The following is a 19,918-nucleotide window of genomic DNA, read 5'->3' on the forward strand; positions in this document are numbered from 1 at the left end:
ATCCGTATCTTTGTTATAATGGACAAGTTGTTTCTTTCGACTATTAAACAAGGAGGTTATTATGGAACAATTTTACTACATTTTAAAATATTTAATTCTTGGTCTGTTCCAAGGACTAACAGAACCGATTCCGATTTCTTCAAGTGGTCACCTCGTTTTAGCACAGCATTTGCTAGGACTAAAAATCGAAGGGTTTAGCTTTGAACTACTTGTTAATTCAGCTTCATTATTAGCTGTATTACTTATTTATAGAAATGATTTAATTCGTCTAACAAAGAATGGTCTATCTTATATATTTACAAGAGCAGAAGATGCAAAATCAGATTTCTTCTTTATTATTTACCTTGTTATTGCGACCATTCCAGCAGGTGTTATTGGTGTTTTATTTAAAGATTACATCGATCAGTACTTAAAAGGTGTGAAAATGGTTGGGATTTCCCTTCTTATTACCGCTGTCGGTCTTTGGATTATTAGAAACTTGCGTGGACGTAAAAATGATGGCGACCTTTCTATGAAAGACGCAATTATTGTCGGCCTAGCACAAGCTTGCGCACTAATTCCTGGAATAAGCCGATCAGGTGCAACAATCGTAGCAGCGATGTTACTTGGTATGAAGCAAGAAACGGCTCTTCGTTTCTCATTCTTACTATATATCCCTGTTAGCTTAGGTGGTTTATTACTAAGTATTACAGACATTGCAAAAGATCCAAATCTAGATACACTATTCGTACCATATATCGTTGCATTTATCGCAACATTTATCATGACGTATATTTCATTAAAATGGTTTATGAACATTATGGCAAAAGGAAATTTAAAATATTTCTCTTTCTATTGCATTATCGTAGGTGTACTTACTCTTATTTTCTTATAAGGTGAAACTTACAAATCAAAAAGCGAGTCATTCTATTACACTAGAACGACTCGTTTTTTTATGCATATACTTTCTTTTCTTGACAATACAAACGAATAACATGTTTATTTTGTTGAAATACATCATGCGTTAGGCGGATAATAATAAAATTTCGTTTTATTTGATCATCATGAACAAAAATCTGTTCTCTCTCTTGAAAACGCCATGCACTTTCAAAAGTTGTAATATGATCCCCACTTACAGAAAAAAGCTCATATCGCATATTTTGTACCCTCTCTCAACTTATAATAATCATAATATCATTATATTAAATTTAGTATAACTTAATTCCGTTAAAATTTGTAATTTTTTCTATTTCGAAATATTTTAATTTTGTTTTACGCTTCTTTTAACGTTATAATGATAAACGAATTTTCATTGAAAGGAGCTACATTTTGACTGCATATATATTTCCAATAAAAACAGCATTTATTTTATTTCCTATTTTAGCAATGTTCCTCTTAATACCTTTTTTAATATTTAACTACCGAAAGTACGGTTATTTAAATAAATGGCGTTCATTTATTTTGTACTCATTATTACTTTACTTATTAAATGCCTATTTTCTTGTGATTTTGCCGTTACCACAAACATATGATACTTGTAGCCTACAACCGGCTAATACACAACACATGCAACTATCACCATTTTATTTCATACAAGAAATTAGTAATCATACTTCGGCAATTTTAACGAAACCAGCTACTTATTTCTACCTATTAAAAGAATCTGCGTTTTTACAAGTAGCATTTAACGTTCTATTAACCGTTCCATTCGGTATTTACTTACGGTATTATTTCCGACGTAGTTTCTTACAAACAATTTGTATTTCTTTTTGTCTTTCACTCTTTTTCGAGCTAACACAAGTGACTGGACTATACGGTATATACAATTGTGCGTACCGCTTATTTGATATAGATGATCTGTTTTTAAATACATTAGGCGGCGTAATCGGCTTTATCATTGCACCAATTTTTACGTACTTCCTTCCGAAAGCAAGCGAATTAGATAGTCATATTGATTTGGAAACGAAACCAGTCGGATTCGTTCGTCGCTTTATCGCGATGCAAATTGATTGGATTTTCTTATCCATCGTTGTACCTGTCATTAAAAACAAAGGAAATTCTTTCTTTGTTTCTAATATTCAATCTTACACGAACATATACGAACTCATTTTCATAACGTGTTCGATCTTTATTTACTTTATTATCATTCCATACTTTACGAATGGAAAGACAATCGGTAAAGCATTGCTTCGTATTTACGTGAAAGGACAATCAGATCGTATTACGTTGAAGGAACTATTCATCCGTTATGGTATATTCTATTTCGTTTTAGGTGGAATCAATTATATTCTTTCTAGTAGCTCTATCTTAAATCTTAAAGAGCCTTTAGTATTAGTAGTTATATTATTATTCCAACTCGTAATTAACGGTCTATTTATTATTCATGTTTTATTACATGTATTTAGTCGTGATAAGTTACTATTTTACGAGCGAATTAGTCAAACAAGAAATGCGATCGTACTAAAAAAAGCTGACAAGTAATACTTTGTCAGCTTTTTTTCATAATCGTAAATAACTTTTCTGTGTAAGGATTTGAAAATATTTCTGCTTCATCTAATAATTTCCTCACCTTTAGAAACGAATGCAATTCTGGATATATATTTTGTAATTTTTCGTACGTTAACGTATGCATTTTTCCCCAATGCGGGCGTCCTTCATACTTTAGAAAAATTTTCTCCACCTCACCAAAATAAGCAGCATACTTCATACCTTTATACATATGAACAGCTATATACGCAGAATCTCTTCCATACGCTGGACTGAGCCATATATCATCCCTTTTCACATAACGGCATTCAATTGGGAAGTGCACTTTATACTTTTTCTTTTCAATAAGGTTTGAAATTTCTTCTACAACGGCCTGCATATACTTTGAAGGAACACTATACTCCATTTCATAAAATGGAACCGCACGCGATGTAGCAAATACTTCATAACTCGGACCAATTATTTTTGTATTCGGTACAGCTTTAGCTGATAATCGACTTACTCCTTTACTTATAGAAGGAAACCATTTACATCCTTTAGATAACAAAGAGAACATCTTATTTTCAAGTAACTCTACCTTTAGTTTATGCCATTTCAAATCACTTTTTTTACCCGTTGTTTCGTTTGTAATTTTCACTTGCACTTCATCTGAATAAGGAAAAACAAAAAATTCAAAATGGCGATTCTTCTTATATTCTTCTAGCTTGTTCATTACAGTAGATAATGACTGTTTTTCACTTTTATAAACGAGTGAATAGGCTGGAATAACCTTCAGTTTTATTTTTACAATGATACCTAACATTCCAAGCGATAACTGAAAAGCTCTCCAATATTGTACATTCTCCGTTTCCGAACAAACTATACTCTCACCTGTAGATAAAACTGCGGTAATCTCTATAACTTGTGTTGATAAACTTCCAAAGGTAATACCCGTTCCATGCGTCCCCGTACTAATTGCTCCTGCGATAGATTGCGAATCAATATCCCCTAAATTTTCTTGCGCATAACCTTTTTCCTCAAGTAACTTCCCTAGCTCATGTAACTTTGTTCCTGCCCATACTTCGGCAACCATTTCTTCCGTATCAATATTCACAATTCCCTTCAATTCATCTAAAGAAACTAAAATTTCTTCCGTTTGCACAAGAGGTGTAAACGAGTGTCCTGAACCGACAACACGAATTTTCTTCCCTTTCTTTCGCGCAAGCTCTATAACTTCTACTACATCTTGTATACTTTCTGGATACATCGTATAATGCGGTGTTCCTTCTACATTCCCTGTCCAATTTCTCCATTTTTGTCTCTTTATAGAAAGCATTGACCATCCCCCCGATATGTTGAATACTTCCCAATAATCTCTCCTTCTTTCACACGATATAAAAACGGAAACCGCTCACATAACTCTCCAGCTTTACTATGGCGAAACAAGATACAATCTCCTATTTCTACTCGTTCCTCACCGTTATAAAAAATCGGTGTTTGCACTTCACCAGCGCCTTCTAAAGCTAATAGTTTTGCACCATTCGGCCTCCAAATCTCAGGTTCTTTATCTTTCCCAATTGCGCCTGAGGCAATATATCCACCACCTAGACAAGTGTAAATTGTTGGGGCTGGTTTACGCACAACTGGTAAAGCAAACCCGACAGCTGGATGAAATTGCACCTCTTTATAATAATCAAACAGCTTCGGGGCATAAAAAGCCGAACCTATTGTAATCTCTGAAACTGAATGATCTTGCTCAGTTGTTTTTATACTTCCTGTGCCTCCCCCATTTACGAATCTTAGTTCAATACCCATATTTTGTATTTCTTTTACGATATGTCCTCTTCTTTCTTTAACTTCTAACACTGATTTCTTCTTTAAATGTGAAATCACTTTACTTTTCACTCGTTGATTCGGTATGCGATCTCCTACCCCAGCAATTTGGGCTTCATATCCCATTACACCATCTAGTATTAAAAATAATGATTCTTTCACCCTTTCTACTATTTTCAAAGTACCTTGCACATCTTTTACCGGTGATCTTTTGACACCAAAATGAAACTTAAAAAAACGGCTGCTCATATCAATATCTAAACAAACACGAAAACATCCTTTAGACTTCTCAGCAATTTTTTCTAAATAAACAATATGATCTTCACAATCCACCATACAAGTTATAATGAGCCCTTGCTTTGTTAGCAAACTTATTTCATGTAACGCTCTTTCATCATAAGCAGGATATCCGAGCAATAAATCATTGAATCCTTGTTCAATTAAAAATAAAGCTTCCCTAGGTGAAAAACACATAATACCTTGAAATCGTTCATTTGCAGCTAAAATCTTTTGCATAACCGGAACAGAACGTAACGATTTACTCGCTATACGAATCTTCTTATTGCCACTTAATTCTATAATCAATTGAATATTTCTATCTAAAGCTACTTCATCCAAAAATGCACACGGCAATGGAACTTCTTTAAAAATTCCTCGATCCACATTTTTTCTCTCCTCTTCTCTATATGTCTTATACATATTGGAAAGAAAGTTGGAATCTCCTCTACAAAATAAAAAAGTTTCTTCCTATTTAAGAAGAAACTTTTTTAGAACTACTTCATAGAAATAGTTGCTGCTACTGGATAATGATCAGAATAATCATCATACGTATATTTTTTGAGCCATGATGTAACAGTCCACTGTGGAGATTTCGGTTGTAACACTTTATTCTCTACAAATGACGGGTTCGCATGGTCTTTACTTGCAATAATATAATCTAAATACTCGGCAGGACTATCAGGGAAATTATATTTTGCAATACTGTTTGTCGTCGCATCCCAAGTTGCTGTATGTCCCGTATAAGATGGAATAGAAGCGTGCAATGTTTTGAACATTGATGCGTATTCTGAGTCACTATTGTTCTCAGCATTTATTTTATTCACATTCATATCACCACCAAATAGGACGTACTCGTCATTTGGTATATTTTTATTTTTAATAAAATCTTGAATTTCTTTTAACTGGTTTGTACGTACAGATGCAGGTGAAGTTTTTCCGCACATACTATCTTCTGCCTGCAAATGCGTCCCAATTACATGAACGAAACGATCATTTTTCTTAATCTTCGTGTATACAAATCCTTTATTCGATAAATTATCCGGCCCGCATCCATTTGCAAATACATATTGAACCTTTTCAACGATCGGCCATTTGCTCACGATTGCAACGCCTCCATCTTCAGGCGTTGAAGATGAATAACTACCTAACGTTTTATCCCATTCATTTCCGTTACTACGACCTAATACAGCTGTTTGATTTGGGTATTCTTTCTTCAAATTTCCTAAAAGGCGATCTGAAGCACTATTATCAAACACTTCATTTAATATAACAACGTCTTGATTTTTAATATAATCTGCCGCCCCAATTAAATCAGCACGCTGACTTTGTCCCCAATTCGGATATAAGTTAGTTGATAGCATGTACACGTTATGCGTCATCACTTTCAAAATGTTGTTTTGATCTGTAGACGTGTCTGCTTGAGCTGAAGATCCTCCGTATAAAACTCCTAAACCAATCCCAAAGCTAAGTACACCTTTTAGCAATTTACCTTTCACGTTCCATACCTCCATGTATATAGTAATAAAAAGGTCAAATACTCTATTGTGAGATTTGACCTTTTTTAAATACTTAACGATCTCCGTACGTATCAAACCAAAGCTGAATGTATCCAGCAGTAACACGTTGTGCATCCATTAATCGCTTACCTGTCATTGGCGTAACTTCAGCGCGCCATTTATCTGCATATTCTTGTGACACAGCTGCTTTTACGAACCAATCTTTCGTATTATCATTTACAATTCCAGAGTAATCTTGTTTCGCTACTACTGCCGCTCCATGAATCCACTCTTCTGGATTTGTACCTTTCCAGTTCCAATATCCATTTCCATCCGTCACTTTATAATTATCTTTTATCGTATCTACAAAGTTTTCATATTTAGAATGGAATCCTTGTGGATACGAAAGATTTGTAAAGTTTGCTGCATGCATCGGTTGGTTTACATCTCCTAAATAATGAAGAGATAATCCTAAATAGAAGAATGCTTGTTTCATATCTTTATTTTTATATGATTCACCAGCTAATTTAAAATATTTAGCGCCAGTTTCTTTTGCCTGCTTTGCAAATGGAATATATGTTTTTCCATTTTCTGGATCATAGAAATGTGAAGCAAATGTGCTATTATCATAATAAGGATTTTCATAGTCAGCAGCATAAATACCGTTCTCTAACTCCGTACGCCATTCATTTAATTGTGCAACTCGATCTTGTTTTACAAGTGTTGTATTGCGAGACATAATATCAATCGCACGGTTTACAATCCATAAATGAGAATTTACGCCTTCTTTATGTTTATCTTCAGCAGACCAGCGGTGAACTATTTTTATTTTACTTCCCCCATCGTTTTCATGAGCAAATGCAACGCTTTGTAAAGGAGCTACTACTGTAATAGCTGCTGCTAAAGCAAGTACTTTCTTTTTCATCTGAAATCCTCCATTTTATAATCGAATTATTGTAAACTTTTTGTTAGGATCCTATGATGTCGTCCGGTTAACCTATGACTAGAATATCCCACCTTTCACGAAATTTCTATTACTAAATCAAAATATGCAAATGTTCATATCATTATAACTTTATACACAGTGAATATAATGAATGAATACACTTTCATTTTAATAAACTATTATTAAGGCTTATCTAAACTAATGTAAAAAAAGAGTAAAGCACCCACATGCTTTACTCTTTTTTTCTATTCGATAATATACTCGGCAGTTGTACATTAACTGCCAGCTTATGAATAAATCCAAATACTAATCCAATCCCAATAAATATGTATAAGATTGTAAATATCTTCCCAAAATCAGTTTGCGGGCTAAAATTCGCATCACCGACAGTCGTCAGCGTCACAACGCTAAAATACAAAGCGTCAAGAGGACGTAATTCTTCAACTGTACTATAAAAAATCGTACCAGATGTTAATGTTAAAAATGTTAATACGAATAATACTTGAAATTCTTTATCTTTCCACGCTCGTAAACAAGCTTTTAGCATTCGTTTCAATGTCAACATAAATGAAAGCATGAGACTTCCCCTTCCAAACAAAATACCTGTAGTTACAGGAAAGTCTATCACCTTTCTGTACAGAAAAAAAGTAGCCCTCTTCTATTTCTAGAAAAGAGCTACTTTTTACTATTCTATATTATTTAGGTGAAACAAGAATTTTCACTTGTGTTTTATCTTTTACAAGTGCTTCAAATCCTTCTTCAACAACTTGATCTACTGTGATTTTTTTCGTAATTAATTTCTCTGCTTGAATTTGACCAGAGCTAATTAATTTAATAACAGCTGGGAAGATATGACGGTATCCTAAAATACCAACCACTTCTTTTTCTTTTAGTACAAGATTGTTTGGAGTAATTGTTGCGTCTTTTTCCCATACACTAACAATTACAGTTTGTCCTTCGAAACTTGTACTTTCAATTGCTTGACGAAGTACAACTTCAACACCTGTTACTTCAAAGCTCACATTTACACCTAAACCATTTGTTAAGTTACGAATTTCTGCTAATACATCTTGAGTAGCTGGATTTAATACGTAATCCGCACCTGCTAATTTTGCTAACTCTTGACGCTCTTTAGAAAGTTCAACTGCAATAACCGGAGTTGCTCCTGCTGCTTTAGCTGCTTGGATAACAAGAAGTCCAATTGGACCACAACCAAATACTGCTACAGCTTCCCCTTCTTTTAATTTACTTTGACGTACTGCATGAACTGCTACAGCTGCTGGTTCTACAAGTGCACCTTGTTCATACGTCATTTCATCTGGAATATGGTGAACCATATCTTCTGGTACTACTGTATATTCAGAGAAACCGCCGCCTTCTCCGCCAAGACCGTGGAAAACAAGTTGTTCACAAACATTGTAATGTCCATGTTTACAAGCTTCACATTTACCACAAGAATAAATTGGTTCTACAACGACGCGGTCTCCCACTTTATGAGATGTAACGCCTTCACCGATTTCAACTACCTCACCGCTAAACTCATGACCTAAAATAACCGGTGCTTTTACATGTGTTAATGGATGCTCTTCTGTTGGAATAAAAATAGGTCCTGCTAAATATTCATGCAGGTCTGTCCCGCAGATACCACACCATTTCACTTTAATCTTAACTGCTCCTGGTTTTACAGTTGGTTCTGGTACTTCTTCTACTCTTACATCACGTTGATTATGCCAAAGTAATGCTTTCATTTTATACATCCCTCTCTATGTATATAATTAACCTGGTGAAGTTTACAAATCTATTATAATACTTCTATCCATATATTTCAAAAAAACAATCTCGTTCCCACTAAATTTTAACAAATAACGTTCAATATTTTGTCACTTTGTACTTTTTTCCACATCTGTTAATTCAATTTCATTGCGGTTGAAATTAGCATTATGCCATAATAGCATAGGAGAGGTGAATATCGCTTGAAATATTTTATTTACTTTATTGTTATCGTAGCGTTTCTAGATACATTTTCACAATTACCTATTATGAGTACGTTCGCTCAAAGTCTTGGAGGATCCCCTCTTATTATTGGGCTAGTTGTCGGCATGTACTCATTCGCTAATATGATCGGTAATATTATTGCTGGCGCTGCTGTCGATAAATTTGGTGCAAAAAAAATACTTTATATAAGCATGGGACTTACGAGTTTCATAGTCTTGTTATACACTGTTGTTCAAAGTGGTGAACAACTATTAGTTGTGCGCTTTATGCATGGCTTTAGTGATGGATTTTTAATTCCTGCTGCCTTTACGTTTTTATCCAAACAAACAAATGCAGCAAGGCAAGGTAAGGCAATGGCTCTATCTGGGGCTGCTGTTGGAACAGCGGCAATTGTAGGACCTGCTTTCAGTGGGATTATGACAGCAACTGCCGGTATAGAGTGGGTGTTCATTACCATTTCTATTTTAATGGTTCTTGGTACAATCGTATCTCTCTTCTTCTTACCAAATAACGTATCAAGAAAAGATACTTCAAGAACACAAATGATGAACAAAGAAGATATGTTTGAACTATTGAAATCAGAACCGTTATTACAGGCATATATTGGTGCTTTCACACTCATGTTTTCACAAGGAATTGTCACTTATATGTTACCAGTAAAGGTTGAAGCATTAGCCCTTAAAGCATCTACAACAGGCATGATGTTAAGTGTATTCGGCATTACCGCTATCCTCTTCTTCTTACTGCCAACAAATCGTATTTACGATCGATTTAATCGTTCAAAACTAATGCTAATTGGTATTGCAGTAATGGCATTAGCATTATCTTTACTTGGATTATTCGCAACAAAAGGTATGCTCTTTATCGTTATGATGATTTATGGCGTTGGATTCGCTATCCTTTTCCCATCCATAAATGCATTACTTGTTGAAAATACAACAGATGATAAACGCGGAAAAGCGTTCGGATTGTTTTATGCTTTCTTCTCATTAGGCGTTGTTGCTGGATCCTTTACAATTGGAGCAATTGGGGCATCCCCTAGCGTCAGCTTCGTTATTGGAACTGCATTCTTATTAACGTTTGCCGGAATGATTTATGTCAGAAGCAAAATAAAAAACAAAGGCAAAGTAAAAAAGACAATGATGGGTTAATTCCATCGTTGTCTTTTTTACTGATAAACTTCTATTCAACTTTTAACTTTCAATAAGCCATATTTAATAAACAATATGGCATTATATTTTTCATAGAGATAATACAATGGATAACAAAACAAGAAGAAAATAAGTACAGTTGGTACATCGTCTATAATAGAAAAATACTTTACTAATAATTCCTTAATACTCTCTCCAATTATAATAAACAGTGGGATTATACAAATTGCTGCTAATATTAAGCACGGTGTGATCCTCATTTCTTTTAGCCTCACTTTACAATGTGGACACCTGAATGAAAAAGGATGCGGGAGATCCATAATATGTTGCGCAGTAATATTCCCTTCACACTGTGGACATTCAATTACTTCTTTCATTTTACTCACTCCTTTCTATTCATAAAAAAGAGCACTATCCAAGTAGCGCTCTTTTATTGCCGAATATATTACTTTTGTGTATAGCCAAGTAACAATGTAAATAAATTAAACTGTAATGGCAATACTACAGTTCTTCTTTTACAAAAAAAGTATATAAATACCGACGATACTTCGACAATTTCCTCGGAAATATTTCCTTTCCCTACATAATTTGATACACTACAGATAAACAGACACTTGTATTACATAAGCTAAAATAATAACTTACTGTACAATTTAAAAAGCACACTCTCCATATGAAGAATGTGCTTTTCTGTTATTAACGTTTAATCCAAACAGCGCCTGCTGATTTATCCTCTGCCTGTCCAACAACTTGGAATTTAAGTCCAAGATTCGGAACTTTTCTTCCTGCGTCTGCAATTTGTTTGTTACTATATACTTTTGAATCATCAAAAGTTGTAACGCCTTGTAATCCAGAATAGTTAAACTGTCCACGTGTTAATGAATTTACACTCCATGCTGGTGTTTGATCAAATGAAAATGCTGCGTCTGCAATTTGCATACCTGTATTACCGTAAGTTGGTTTTCCGTTTAAATTGCCAACAAGTGCCTCTGGATGCGAATCTACAACACCAAGGAATCCTTCACCTGGATGCACCCCAACCCAGTTATCTTTGAAACTATCATCTGCATACCAAACGACAAGACCTGTATTATACACTGGACCTTTTCCTGCTTTTAAACCATTATCTGATCCCGCATAGTTTCTCCACTCTAAGTAGTAATAATGAGCTTTCTTCTCTGTCCCATCAGAAACAACAAAACCATTTAAATTCATTTTAGACTGTCCTTCTGCATCATCAGAAAGTACAACTTGTCCATCAACAGTTACATTTACATTGTCCATCGCAAAACCTTTATATGTTACAGCTGGATCTGTAATATAGTCGAATTGTATTTTCACTTTTTTGCCTTTAAATTGACTTAAATCATATGATTTATCAATCCATTTCCCATCTGTTGTATCTTTATCTCCTTGGACTACTTTTTCTCCAAGTCTATCAATTAATGTTTTCGTTCCATCTTCTGTTACTGCATGTACTTCGACGAAATCGCACTCTGCTTCTAACTCATAATTTGCTTTATAATCGAATTTTGCATTTGTTCCTTTTGTTAAGTCAAAGAATGGTGTCTCTAACGTTGTATGCATATCATCGCCTCTTGTACTATAATATGCATGATTTCCAAACTCCGGTTTAATCGTTTCAACACTTTTACCTGGTAAGTTAACACGTACAATGCCTGGACGATTTGATTTCGTAACACTTTGATCAATATATGTAGGAACTCCTACACCACTCTTAATTTTATCGTAATCTACTTCTAATATTTTTGCCCAGTTGCCACCCATATTCTTTTGTAAGAAGTCTTTATTTTGTGGTGAGAAACTTGTCGGCTCCGTTCCTGCGATTTTTCCTGTCCAACTACCTCCACTCATTAATGACCAAGCTTCGACAGGTGAACCATTTCCAGTATATTTCGTGTCATATTCATCTGGTAATCCAAGATCATGTCCAAATTCATGCGCAAACACACCTACAGCTCCATCTTCTGGTTCAATTGTGTAATCATGTGCTGCTACTTTTCCACCAAAGTAATCTACTTTTGATTTTGTACCTTCAATCGCTACTGGATCTACTGCTAATTTTGAACGATGTGACCAGATCGCATCATCACCTAATTTACCACCACCTGCTTCTTGACCAACACCAGCATGGATTACCATTAAATGATCAATTACACCGTCAGGTTCATTTTGATTCCCATCACCATTTGTATCATATCTATCAAACTGATCAAATTGAGATAAATCTAACCCTTTTTCAGCAGCTGCATGTAAAGCTTCTTTCACTAAATCACGTGCGCCTTTTGGACCTTTATTATCATGACCACTGCTACCATCAGCACCGTAGTCAGATGCTTTTCCTGGAACAGTTAGCCACTCCGTTACATATCCGTCTGTCGTATAACTACCACCAGACTGCTCTTCGTAATATTGTTTAAATGTTTTTACTTTCGAACCATCAAATAATGTATATGGTTCATTACCAAATAACATCTTTTGATAATGCTCTCTACTAAAGTCATTCGAATACATATATCCTGGTGTTTGATCAATATTATTATGTTTATAATCACTAAATTCAACAAGTAATACTAATACTTTATCCGTTCGAACAGACCCCTTATATGGCGCTTGCTTTGCTTTAGATGTTGGAACTTGCCCATTCAATTGTTTTTTATTTGGTTCAGGCTTTTGCTCAGGGCTAACATTTTTTTCAGGTCTCTTTACCTTTTCCTTTTCTTCCATTTTTTTCTCTTTTATTTTTTTCACGAAATCAGATGCCTCTTTAGCAGTATCAGCTGGAAGAATTTCTTTATTTGCCTGGTCCCCTTGTTTCTTTTCAATATATTTCTCTACAGCCTTTTTCGTCTCTTCTTTAGAAGATACTGGATTAATTTCTCCTCTTTCTTTCAGAGCTTCCGCTAGACGATCTTCTTGAATTAAATTGTAATCAATTGGTGTTGTAGATACATTTTCTTTCTCTTTTGCTGGCGTTTCTGCGTATGCTAATGGAGCACTCATTACAGATGTGCATCCGATAATTGCCGCAATTGCTAATGACGATAACACTTTAAATGGCGCTTTTCTTCTCAATTTATTTCTCTCCTTTTATAAAACTTAAAATTCAGATAAATAAGTACATTTTTGTCGAATCCTCTGTTCACTACCCTCCCTATATAAAATGGCATAATTCTATAAACGTTAAACTTTTTGTTATAGAATCATGCCCTCCAGTTTTCTGGTCAGAACTTCTACCGTTTTATGTCGAAATATGAAACATAAAAAGTGATTTGATATATATTAAATAGCTTATATAACAAATTTAAAAGACAATATGCAAAATTGCATGAAAATTCTTTTAAATACAAAAAAAGAATCCTAGTCACTTAAACTAGGATTCTTGATTTTCTATTATTTCTCTTGTGTTTTTTCCCAATCAGCTAAGAATTTCTCAATTCCTTGATCTGTTAGTGGATGCTTCACTAATGAAGCAATTACGTTTGCTGGGATTGTTGCAATATGTGCACCATTTAATGCTGCGTCAGTTACGTGAACACTGTGACGTACAGATGCTGCGATGATTTCTGTTTCGATGCCGTGAATTGCAAAGATTTCTGCGATTTGGCGAATTAAGTCCATACCGTTATGACCGATATCATCTAAACGACCTAAGAATGGTGAAACGTATGTTGCACCAGCACGAGCTGCAAGTAATGCTTGAACTGCTGAGAACACTAATGTAACGTTTGTACGAATTCCTAAGTCAGAGAACGCTTTTACTGCTTTTAAACCTTCTGTTGTCATTGGAACTTTTACAACAACGTTTGGAGCAATTTTCGCTAACTCTTTTCCTTCTTCGATCATTTTATCTGCTTCTAAGCTAATTACTTCTGCACTTACAGGTCCTTCTACAACGTTGCAAATTTCACGAATGCGCTCGTGAAAGTCTACGCCTTCTTTTGCTACAAGTGATGGATTTGTCGTTACTCCAGCTAATACGCCTAATGCATTTGCCTCTTTAATTTCGTTAATGTTTGCTGTATCAATAAAGAATTTCATTTGTTATTCTTCCTTCCTAATTTTCATTTTATATTTATTTATTTTTCTTAATAAGCTCTAATTCAATCGGAATAGATTTGTCCACTTTTTTACCTTGCGTGATCTCTTTTGCTGTTTGCATCGCCTTCTCTCCGATTAATTCCGGTTTTTGAGCGACTGTTGCAGCCATACGCCCATCGTTAACCGCTTTCACAGCATCTTCAGTTGCATCAAATCCAACGACGACTACATCTGTTTTTCCAGCAGACTTCAATGCTTCAAGTGCACCTAATGCCATCTCGTCGTTATGCGCAAACACCGCTTTAATATCACCATTTGCTTGCAAAATGTTTTCCATAACAGATAATCCTTTTGCTCTATCAAAATCAGCCGCTTGTTTAGCAACTACTTTTAAAGACTTATCGGCTACGTTATGGAATCCTTTCCCACGTTCACGAGCAGCAGACGATCCAGGGATTCCTTCTAACTCAGCAACGTTTGCTCCTTCGCCGACTAATTCACGAATGTAATCACTAGCCATTTGACCACCTTCGATATTATTAGATGCAATGTGAGAAACAACCTTACCTGAATTCGCAACGCGGTCTACTGTAATAACAGGAACATTCGCTGCATTTGCTGCACTTACTGCTGAAGCAACAGCATCTGAATCGGTTGGATTAATAACAACTACATCGACACCTTTTTGAATTAAATCTTCAACATCATTTGTTTGCTTTGCTGCATCATTTTGCGCATCAACAGCAATCAATTCAATGCCGCTATCTTTCGCTTTCTTTTCTGCACCCTTTTTCAAAGTTACAAAAAATGGATTGTTTAAAGTTGAAACAGAGAATCCAACTTTAATAGTTTTATTTCGACCTTTATCGCTAGAATCCTTTGCCCATTCTGGTGGTTCCATTGAACAACCAGCAGTAATGACCATAATACATGCAACGAGTATAAGTAACCATTTCTTCATGAACTGTCCCTCCATTACGCTTCTTTTCGGCGATCAATTAATACAGCTAGTAAGATTACAAGTCCTTTTACAACTTGTTGGAAGAAAGAAGATACACCTAATAAATTTAAACCGTTATTTAGTACACCGATAATAAGTACACCGATGAATGTACCAACAATCCATCCTCTTCCCCCAGAAAGACTAGTTCCACCTAATACAACTGCTGCAATTGCATCTAATTCGTAAGAAGTACCTGCAGTCGGCTGTGCAGAATCTAGTCGTGATGTTAAGACAATACCTGCAAGCGCTGCCAAAATTCCGGAAAGACCGTAAATCATTACTTTAATTCTCGTAACATTAATACCTGATAATGCTGCTGCTTCATTTCCACCAATTGCAAATGTACGGCGACCAAATGTTGTTTTCTTCAAAATGAAGTACAGTACTGCGAAAGCAATCATCATTGTAACAGCTGGTACCGGAATACCAAGAAAATAACCGCGGCCAAACATTTGGAACATTAAATGATCACCAAGGCCAGTGATCGGACGTCCGTCCATATAAACAAGCGTCAACCCGCGAAAAATAGTCATTGTTGCTAAAGTTGCAATAAATGGAGCTACTTTTCCTTTCGCAATGATGATACCGTTTACAATCCCCATTACAAGACCTGCCAATAATCCAACTGCCATTGCAAGAAACGGATCCATGCCACTTGCCATCATTCCAGCAACAAGTGCACTTGATAATGCTAAAATAGAACCTACCGATAAGTCAATACCCCCTGTTAAAATTACAAAGGTCATTCCGAATGCAATAAGCGCATTAATCGATACTTGACGCAGTATATTAAATAAATTTGGAATTTCAATAAACGCTGGATTTAAAGCCGTAATTACTACAATAATTAGCGCTAGTCCAATTAAAGACCCAAGTTGTTGTAATACATTCCCCTTCTTAGCCATCCTTACTCTCCCCCTGTAGCTAGTGCCATAATAGACTCTTGTGATGCCTCATCTTTCTCTAAAATGCCGCCGACTTTTCCTTCATGAATAACAAGAACGCGATCACTCATCCCTAAAACTTCTGGAAGCTCAGATGATACCATAATAACGACATCTCCTTCTTCGGTAAGCTTATTCATAATAGAGTAAATTTCTTTTTTTGCTCCAACATCAACACCCCTTGTTGGCTCATCTAAAATGAGTAACTGCGGGTGGATACCTAGCCATTTTGCAATTACAACCTTTTGCTGATTTCCACCAGAAAGAGATTTCACAGCTTGCTCTCCACTAGATGCTTTCACATTAAGAAGCTTCATCATGTCCGCTGTAAACTGTTGTTCTAGTTCGTTACTTACGACACTCCCCTTTGAAAGACTTTCTAAATTCGTTAAAGCCAAATTTTCCCGAATTGAGAAATCTAACACTAATCCTTCAGATTTTCTATCCTCTGTAATGAAAGCTATTCTTTGTCTAATCGCATCTATCGGACTATCAATCTTTACTTCTTGTCCATTTATAAAAATTTGGCCAGAATCTAAAGGTTCGTATCCAAATATCGCTTTCATAATATCTGTACGGCCAGCTCCCATCAAACCAGCAACACCAAGGATTTCACCTTTTCTCACCTGAAACGATACATTTTCAAACTTCCCTTTTTTCGTTCCATTACGCATCTCAAAAATCACATCGCCAATTTGACTATTTCGTTCTGGGTAACGTTCACCAATGCTGCGTCCCACCATCATACTCACTACTTCATCAAACGATGTTTCCGGAATGGATCTCTTTCCGACGTATTCCCCATCACGTAAAATCGTAATGGTATCGCATATTGAAAAGATTTCTTCCATTCGGTGTGAGATATAAACGAACGAAACGCCTTCTTTACGTAATTTATTAATGACAGTAAACAACGTTTCAATTTCACGATCTGTTAATGCAGCTGTAGGCTCATCCATAATAATAACGCTTGCATTTGTCATTAATGCTTTCGCAATTTCGATAATTTGCTGTTGTCCAACCGATAACTCTCCTGCCAACATAGCTCCTTTTACATGTAATCCTAACTCTGCTAGTTGCTGCTGCGCAATAGCGTTCATTTGACGCGTACGTAAAATACCTGTCTTCCCATACATTAACTCTTTACCGAGAAACATATTTTCAGCTACTGTTAAATTCGGTAATATGTTCAATTCTTGATGTATAAATGCAATACCGTACTCTTCAGCTTCTTTCGCATTTTTAAAAGTTCGTTCTTGTCCATCAATCGTGATCGTTCCACCATCTCTTTTGTATACACCTGTTAAAATCTTCATGAGCGTTGATTTACCCGCTCCATTTTCCCCCATCAATGCATGGACTTCTCCTGTTTCAATCATAAATTGTGCATTCTTCAAAACAGGATTTCCATTGAACGCCTTTGAAATATTTTTCATTTCAATACGCATTCCCATCACTTCCCTTTATTAAAAAATCACGCCTGCATGTAAAATTACATTGGCATAAGGCGTAGCCTCGCCTGTACGAATAATGGCCTTCGCTTTCTTTGTATGCTCTTTAAATTGTTCATGAGATACATATTCAAACGCTGGCTCTACTAATTTCAGCTCAATCTCTTTATTTATTTCTGCATTATTGTTAATAACCTCTTCTGCTAACGTCACTTTTTCAATTGCCATATCATCAGCTACCACTTGCAATACATCTAAAAAGCTAGGTTTTCCTATTTCAACAGCTAAATCAATTCTTTTTACTCCGTCAGGAATTGGTAAACCGCAATCAGCAATTACAATCGTATCCGTATGCCCAAGTGAAGCAAGGATTGATGCAATCTCACTATTTAATACGCCGTGCTTCTTCATCCGACAATCACCTGCACTTCACGTACTTTATCTCTCGTTGGCATACCGCCTTGCGCCCCAAGTTTCGTTACAGAAAGACCACCAGCAATATTCGCAAAACGAATTGCTTTTTGAAGTGTTTCTCCTTCAGAAAGCGCAACTGCTAATGCACCATTAAATGTATCACCAGCTCCAGTCGTATCTACTACATCAACAGCAATGCTAGGAACATGTACAATCTCCGTACCATTATGGAAACGTACACCGTTAGAACCTTCTGTCATCAATAGTTTATTTGGATATTTAGCTAGTAAATCTTCAATTGGCGATGTGAAATCATCTAATACGATGCGGCACTCATGTTCATTTGGCGTAATATAAGTTGCCTTTTCTAAAATATCTTCTGATAACACTTGTGCTGGCGCTGGATTTAACATAACCGGGATTTTGTGTTCCTCACAAATAGCTAATACATATTTTACTGTTTCAAGCGGAATCTCTAGTTGAAGCACAACCATATCAGCTTTTATAAGAAGATCTTTTGAACGATTTACAACCGACTCATTGACAAGAGCATTCGCCCCTTGCACGACAACAATACTGTTATCCTCTTCTGCTAAAACGATATGAGCAATTCCGGTCGCTACATCTGTAACCGGTACCACATAGTCGATAAAAACGCGTTCGTTCTCTAAATTTTTTCTAACTACAGTTCCATAATTATCGTCTCCTACCGCTCCAACCATCGCTACATTTGCGTCTAATCTAGCTGCAGCAACCGCCTGGTTAGCTCCTTTTCCTCCTGGAATTGTATGAAATGCTTCACCAATTACTGTTTCTCCTGCTTTCGGACGTTTTTTTGAAACAGCCACTAAGTCCATTGAAATACTACCTACTACTGCAATATTTGGCATCTATTTCATCTCCTTATTTCGTTGTATTTCGTTCTATAATTTCAATCGGTAAACGATAGTGTTTCTCTTCTAATACGTTTCCTTCCATCTGCTCTAACAGCAGTTCTGTTGCAATTTTCCCCATTTCATAAATTGGCTGTGCAACAGTTGTAATAGATGGATACATCATCTCTGTTAAAGAAATTCCATCGAATCCGATAATTTGTAAATCATCCGGAATAGAAATCCCTTTTTGAAGCGCAGCCTTTACGATACCTATTGCAATTAAATCATTCCCAGCAACAATTCCATCAATATGCGGGTATTGTTCTAATAGTTCCACCGCTACACGCTCACTATTAGCTGGATCAAATGTACTCTCTGCAATCATGTAAGAAAGATTATTTTGCGTAATAACGTCTACAAAGCCTTCAAAACGTTCATTCGCTGTACTTACGTCACGCGGTCCACGAATATGCGCAATATGTTTACAGCCTTTATCTATTAATAACTTTGTCGCTGCCTGACTTCCCGCATAGTTATCTGCATACACAGCAGGTATACGCTCATTAAACATACGGTCAATTGCAACGACTGGTACTGACAAGTTCATGTAATTCACACTATTTTGTGGATTTGTCGCTACAATAAATCCATCTACATTATTTTGCCTAAGTACATCAATATATTGCTTTTCTTTCTCTAAACTTTCATCAGAGTTACAAAGTACAACTGTATACCCTTGCTTATGCGCTACATCTTCTACGGCACGTGCAACTTCTGGAAAGAATGGATTCACGATATTTGGAACAACTAAGCCAATTAAACGAGATTTTTTATTATACAGTGAACGCGCTACTGTACTAGGCTTATAGTCTAGCATCTCAATCGCTCGTTCTACTTTCTTTAACGTATCTTCATGAACATATCCATTTTTATTTAACACTCTGGAAACGGTCGCAACAGATACTCCCGCTAATTTCGCAACGTCTTTAATCGTACTCATTTTCTTCCCTCTCCATTTCATGTA

At 35.9% G+C, this 19,918-nt stretch carries 19 protein-coding genes; 3 read left to right on the plus strand and 16 right to left on the minus strand.

The features are described 5' to 3' along the window. Positions 1 to 61: 61 nt before the first annotated feature. On the plus strand, positions 62 to 874 hold the full coding sequence (locus QCI73_RS24100; RefSeq protein WP_000434782.1) for an undecaprenyl-diphosphate phosphatase: 813 nt from the start codon (positions 62 to 64) through the stop codon (positions 872 to 874). Positions 875 to 932: 58 nt separating this feature from the next. Here QCI73_RS24100 and QCI73_RS24105 read toward each other — a convergent pair whose 3' ends face one another. Next, on the minus strand, positions 933 to 1,136 hold the full coding sequence (locus QCI73_RS24105; RefSeq protein ID WP_353823907.1) for a hypothetical protein: 204 nt from the start codon (positions 1,134 to 1,136) through the stop codon (positions 933 to 935). 172 nt (positions 1,137 to 1,308) lie between these two features. Here QCI73_RS24105 and QCI73_RS24110 point away from each other — a divergent pair, with 172 nt between their 5' ends. Next, the gene (locus tag QCI73_RS24110) at positions 1,309 to 2,460 is read left to right on the plus strand and encodes a VanZ family protein (RefSeq protein ID WP_000127970.1); all 1,152 of its coding nucleotides are present in this window, start codon (positions 1,309 to 1,311) and stop codon (positions 2,458 to 2,460) included. A gap of 7 nt (positions 2,461 to 2,467) precedes the next feature. Here the strand turns inward: QCI73_RS24110 and QCI73_RS24115 are convergent, their stop codons facing one another. The 6 genes from QCI73_RS24115 to bdhA form a co-directional block, all read right to left on the minus strand. Continuing rightward, on the minus strand, positions 2,468 to 3,781 hold the full coding sequence (locus QCI73_RS24115) for a D-arabinono-1,4-lactone oxidase (RefSeq protein WP_353823908.1): 1,314 nt from the start codon (positions 3,779 to 3,781) through the stop codon (positions 2,468 to 2,470). Then, positions 3,769 to 4,941 (minus strand): amino acid deaminase/aldolase, encoded by a 1,173-nt coding sequence (locus tag QCI73_RS24120; RefSeq protein WP_262725087.1) that lies wholly within the window; start codon positions 4,939 to 4,941, stop codon positions 3,769 to 3,771. Before QCI73_RS24120 ends, QCI73_RS24115 begins: the two co-directional genes overlap by 13 nt. Positions 4,942 to 5,051: 110 nt before the next feature. After that, the gene (sph, locus tag QCI73_RS24125) at positions 5,052 to 6,068 is read right to left on the minus strand and encodes a sphingomyelinase C (RefSeq protein WP_327923612.1); all 1,017 of its coding nucleotides are present in this window, start codon (positions 6,066 to 6,068) and stop codon (positions 5,052 to 5,054) included. Positions 6,069 to 6,126: 58 nt separating this feature from the next. Beyond that, positions 6,127 to 6,978 carry a phospholipase CerA gene (gene cerA, locus QCI73_RS24130; protein ID WP_353823909.1) on the minus strand — a complete coding sequence of 284 codons (852 nt, stop codon included), beginning with the start codon at positions 6,976 to 6,978 and terminating at the stop codon, positions 6,127 to 6,129. Between the two features lie 253 nt (positions 6,979 to 7,231). After that, positions 7,232 to 7,576: a potassium channel family protein gene (locus QCI73_RS24135; protein ID WP_000948232.1), complete on the minus strand. Its 345-nt coding sequence runs from the start codon at positions 7,574 to 7,576 to the stop codon at positions 7,232 to 7,234. A gap of 118 nt (positions 7,577 to 7,694) precedes the next feature. Then, positions 7,695 to 8,747, minus strand: a complete 1,053-nt coding sequence (bdhA, locus tag QCI73_RS24140; protein ID WP_000645822.1) for a (R,R)-butanediol dehydrogenase — start codon at positions 8,745 to 8,747, stop codon at positions 7,695 to 7,697. Positions 8,748 to 8,972: 225 nt separating this feature from the next. Here bdhA and QCI73_RS24145 point away from each other — a divergent pair, with 225 nt between their 5' ends. Beyond that, complete coding sequence (locus tag QCI73_RS24145; RefSeq protein ID WP_353823910.1) at positions 8,973 to 10,145, plus strand: MFS transporter; 1,173 nt, start codon at positions 8,973 to 8,975, stop codon at positions 10,143 to 10,145. A gap of 35 nt (positions 10,146 to 10,180) precedes the next feature. Here the strand turns inward: QCI73_RS24145 and QCI73_RS24150 are convergent, their stop codons facing one another. The 9 genes from QCI73_RS24150 to rbsR all read right to left on the minus strand — a co-directional run bounded on the left by QCI73_RS24150 (position 10,181) and on the right by rbsR (position 19,894). After that, the gene (locus tag QCI73_RS24150) at positions 10,181 to 10,522 is read right to left on the minus strand and encodes a hypothetical protein (protein WP_061131319.1); all 342 of its coding nucleotides are present in this window, start codon (positions 10,520 to 10,522) and stop codon (positions 10,181 to 10,183) included. Between the two features lie 319 nt (positions 10,523 to 10,841). Then, positions 10,842 to 13,241: a M6 family metalloprotease immune inhibitor InhA2 gene (gene inhA2, locus QCI73_RS24155; RefSeq protein WP_327923614.1), complete on the minus strand. Its 2,400-nt coding sequence runs from the start codon at positions 13,239 to 13,241 to the stop codon at positions 10,842 to 10,844. A 318-nt stretch (positions 13,242 to 13,559) separates the two neighbouring features. Beyond that, positions 13,560 to 14,207: a fructose-6-phosphate aldolase gene (fsa, locus tag QCI73_RS24160; RefSeq protein ID WP_000667661.1), complete on the minus strand. Its 648-nt coding sequence runs from the start codon at positions 14,205 to 14,207 to the stop codon at positions 13,560 to 13,562. Between the two features lie 34 nt (positions 14,208 to 14,241). Further along, positions 14,242 to 15,168, minus strand: a complete 927-nt coding sequence (gene rbsB / locus QCI73_RS24165) for a ribose ABC transporter substrate-binding protein RbsB (protein WP_000758975.1) — start codon at positions 15,166 to 15,168, stop codon at positions 14,242 to 14,244. Positions 15,169 to 15,182: 14 nt separating this feature from the next. After that, positions 15,183 to 16,115 (minus strand): ABC transporter permease subunit, encoded by a 933-nt coding sequence (locus QCI73_RS24170; protein ID WP_353823911.1) that lies wholly within the window; start codon positions 16,113 to 16,115, stop codon positions 15,183 to 15,185. A gap of 2 nt (positions 16,116 to 16,117) precedes the next feature. Then, positions 16,118 to 17,602 (minus strand): ribose ABC transporter ATP-binding protein RbsA, encoded by a 1,485-nt coding sequence (rbsA, locus tag QCI73_RS24175; protein WP_353823912.1) that lies wholly within the window; start codon positions 17,600 to 17,602, stop codon positions 16,118 to 16,120. Between the two features lie 18 nt (positions 17,603 to 17,620). Next, positions 17,621 to 18,016 (minus strand): D-ribose pyranase, encoded by a 396-nt coding sequence (rbsD, locus tag QCI73_RS24180; RefSeq protein ID WP_000716155.1) that lies wholly within the window; start codon positions 18,014 to 18,016, stop codon positions 17,621 to 17,623. Then, a complete protein-coding gene (rbsK, locus tag QCI73_RS24185) occupies positions 18,013 to 18,909 on the minus strand; it encodes a ribokinase (protein ID WP_353823913.1) in 897 nt (298 codons plus the stop codon). Before rbsK ends, rbsD begins: the two co-directional genes overlap by 4 nt. Positions 18,910 to 18,922: 13 nt before the next feature. Beyond that, positions 18,923 to 19,894: a ribose operon transcriptional repressor RbsR gene (gene rbsR / locus QCI73_RS24190; protein WP_046198899.1), complete on the minus strand. Its 972-nt coding sequence runs from the start codon at positions 19,892 to 19,894 to the stop codon at positions 18,923 to 18,925. Positions 19,895 to 19,918: the final 24 nt, after the last annotated feature.

This window comes from Bacillus cereus group sp. MG16, from assembly GCF_040459875.1.
GTDB lineage: Bacteria > Bacillota > Bacilli > Bacillales > Bacillaceae_G > Bacillus_A > Bacillus_A paranthracis.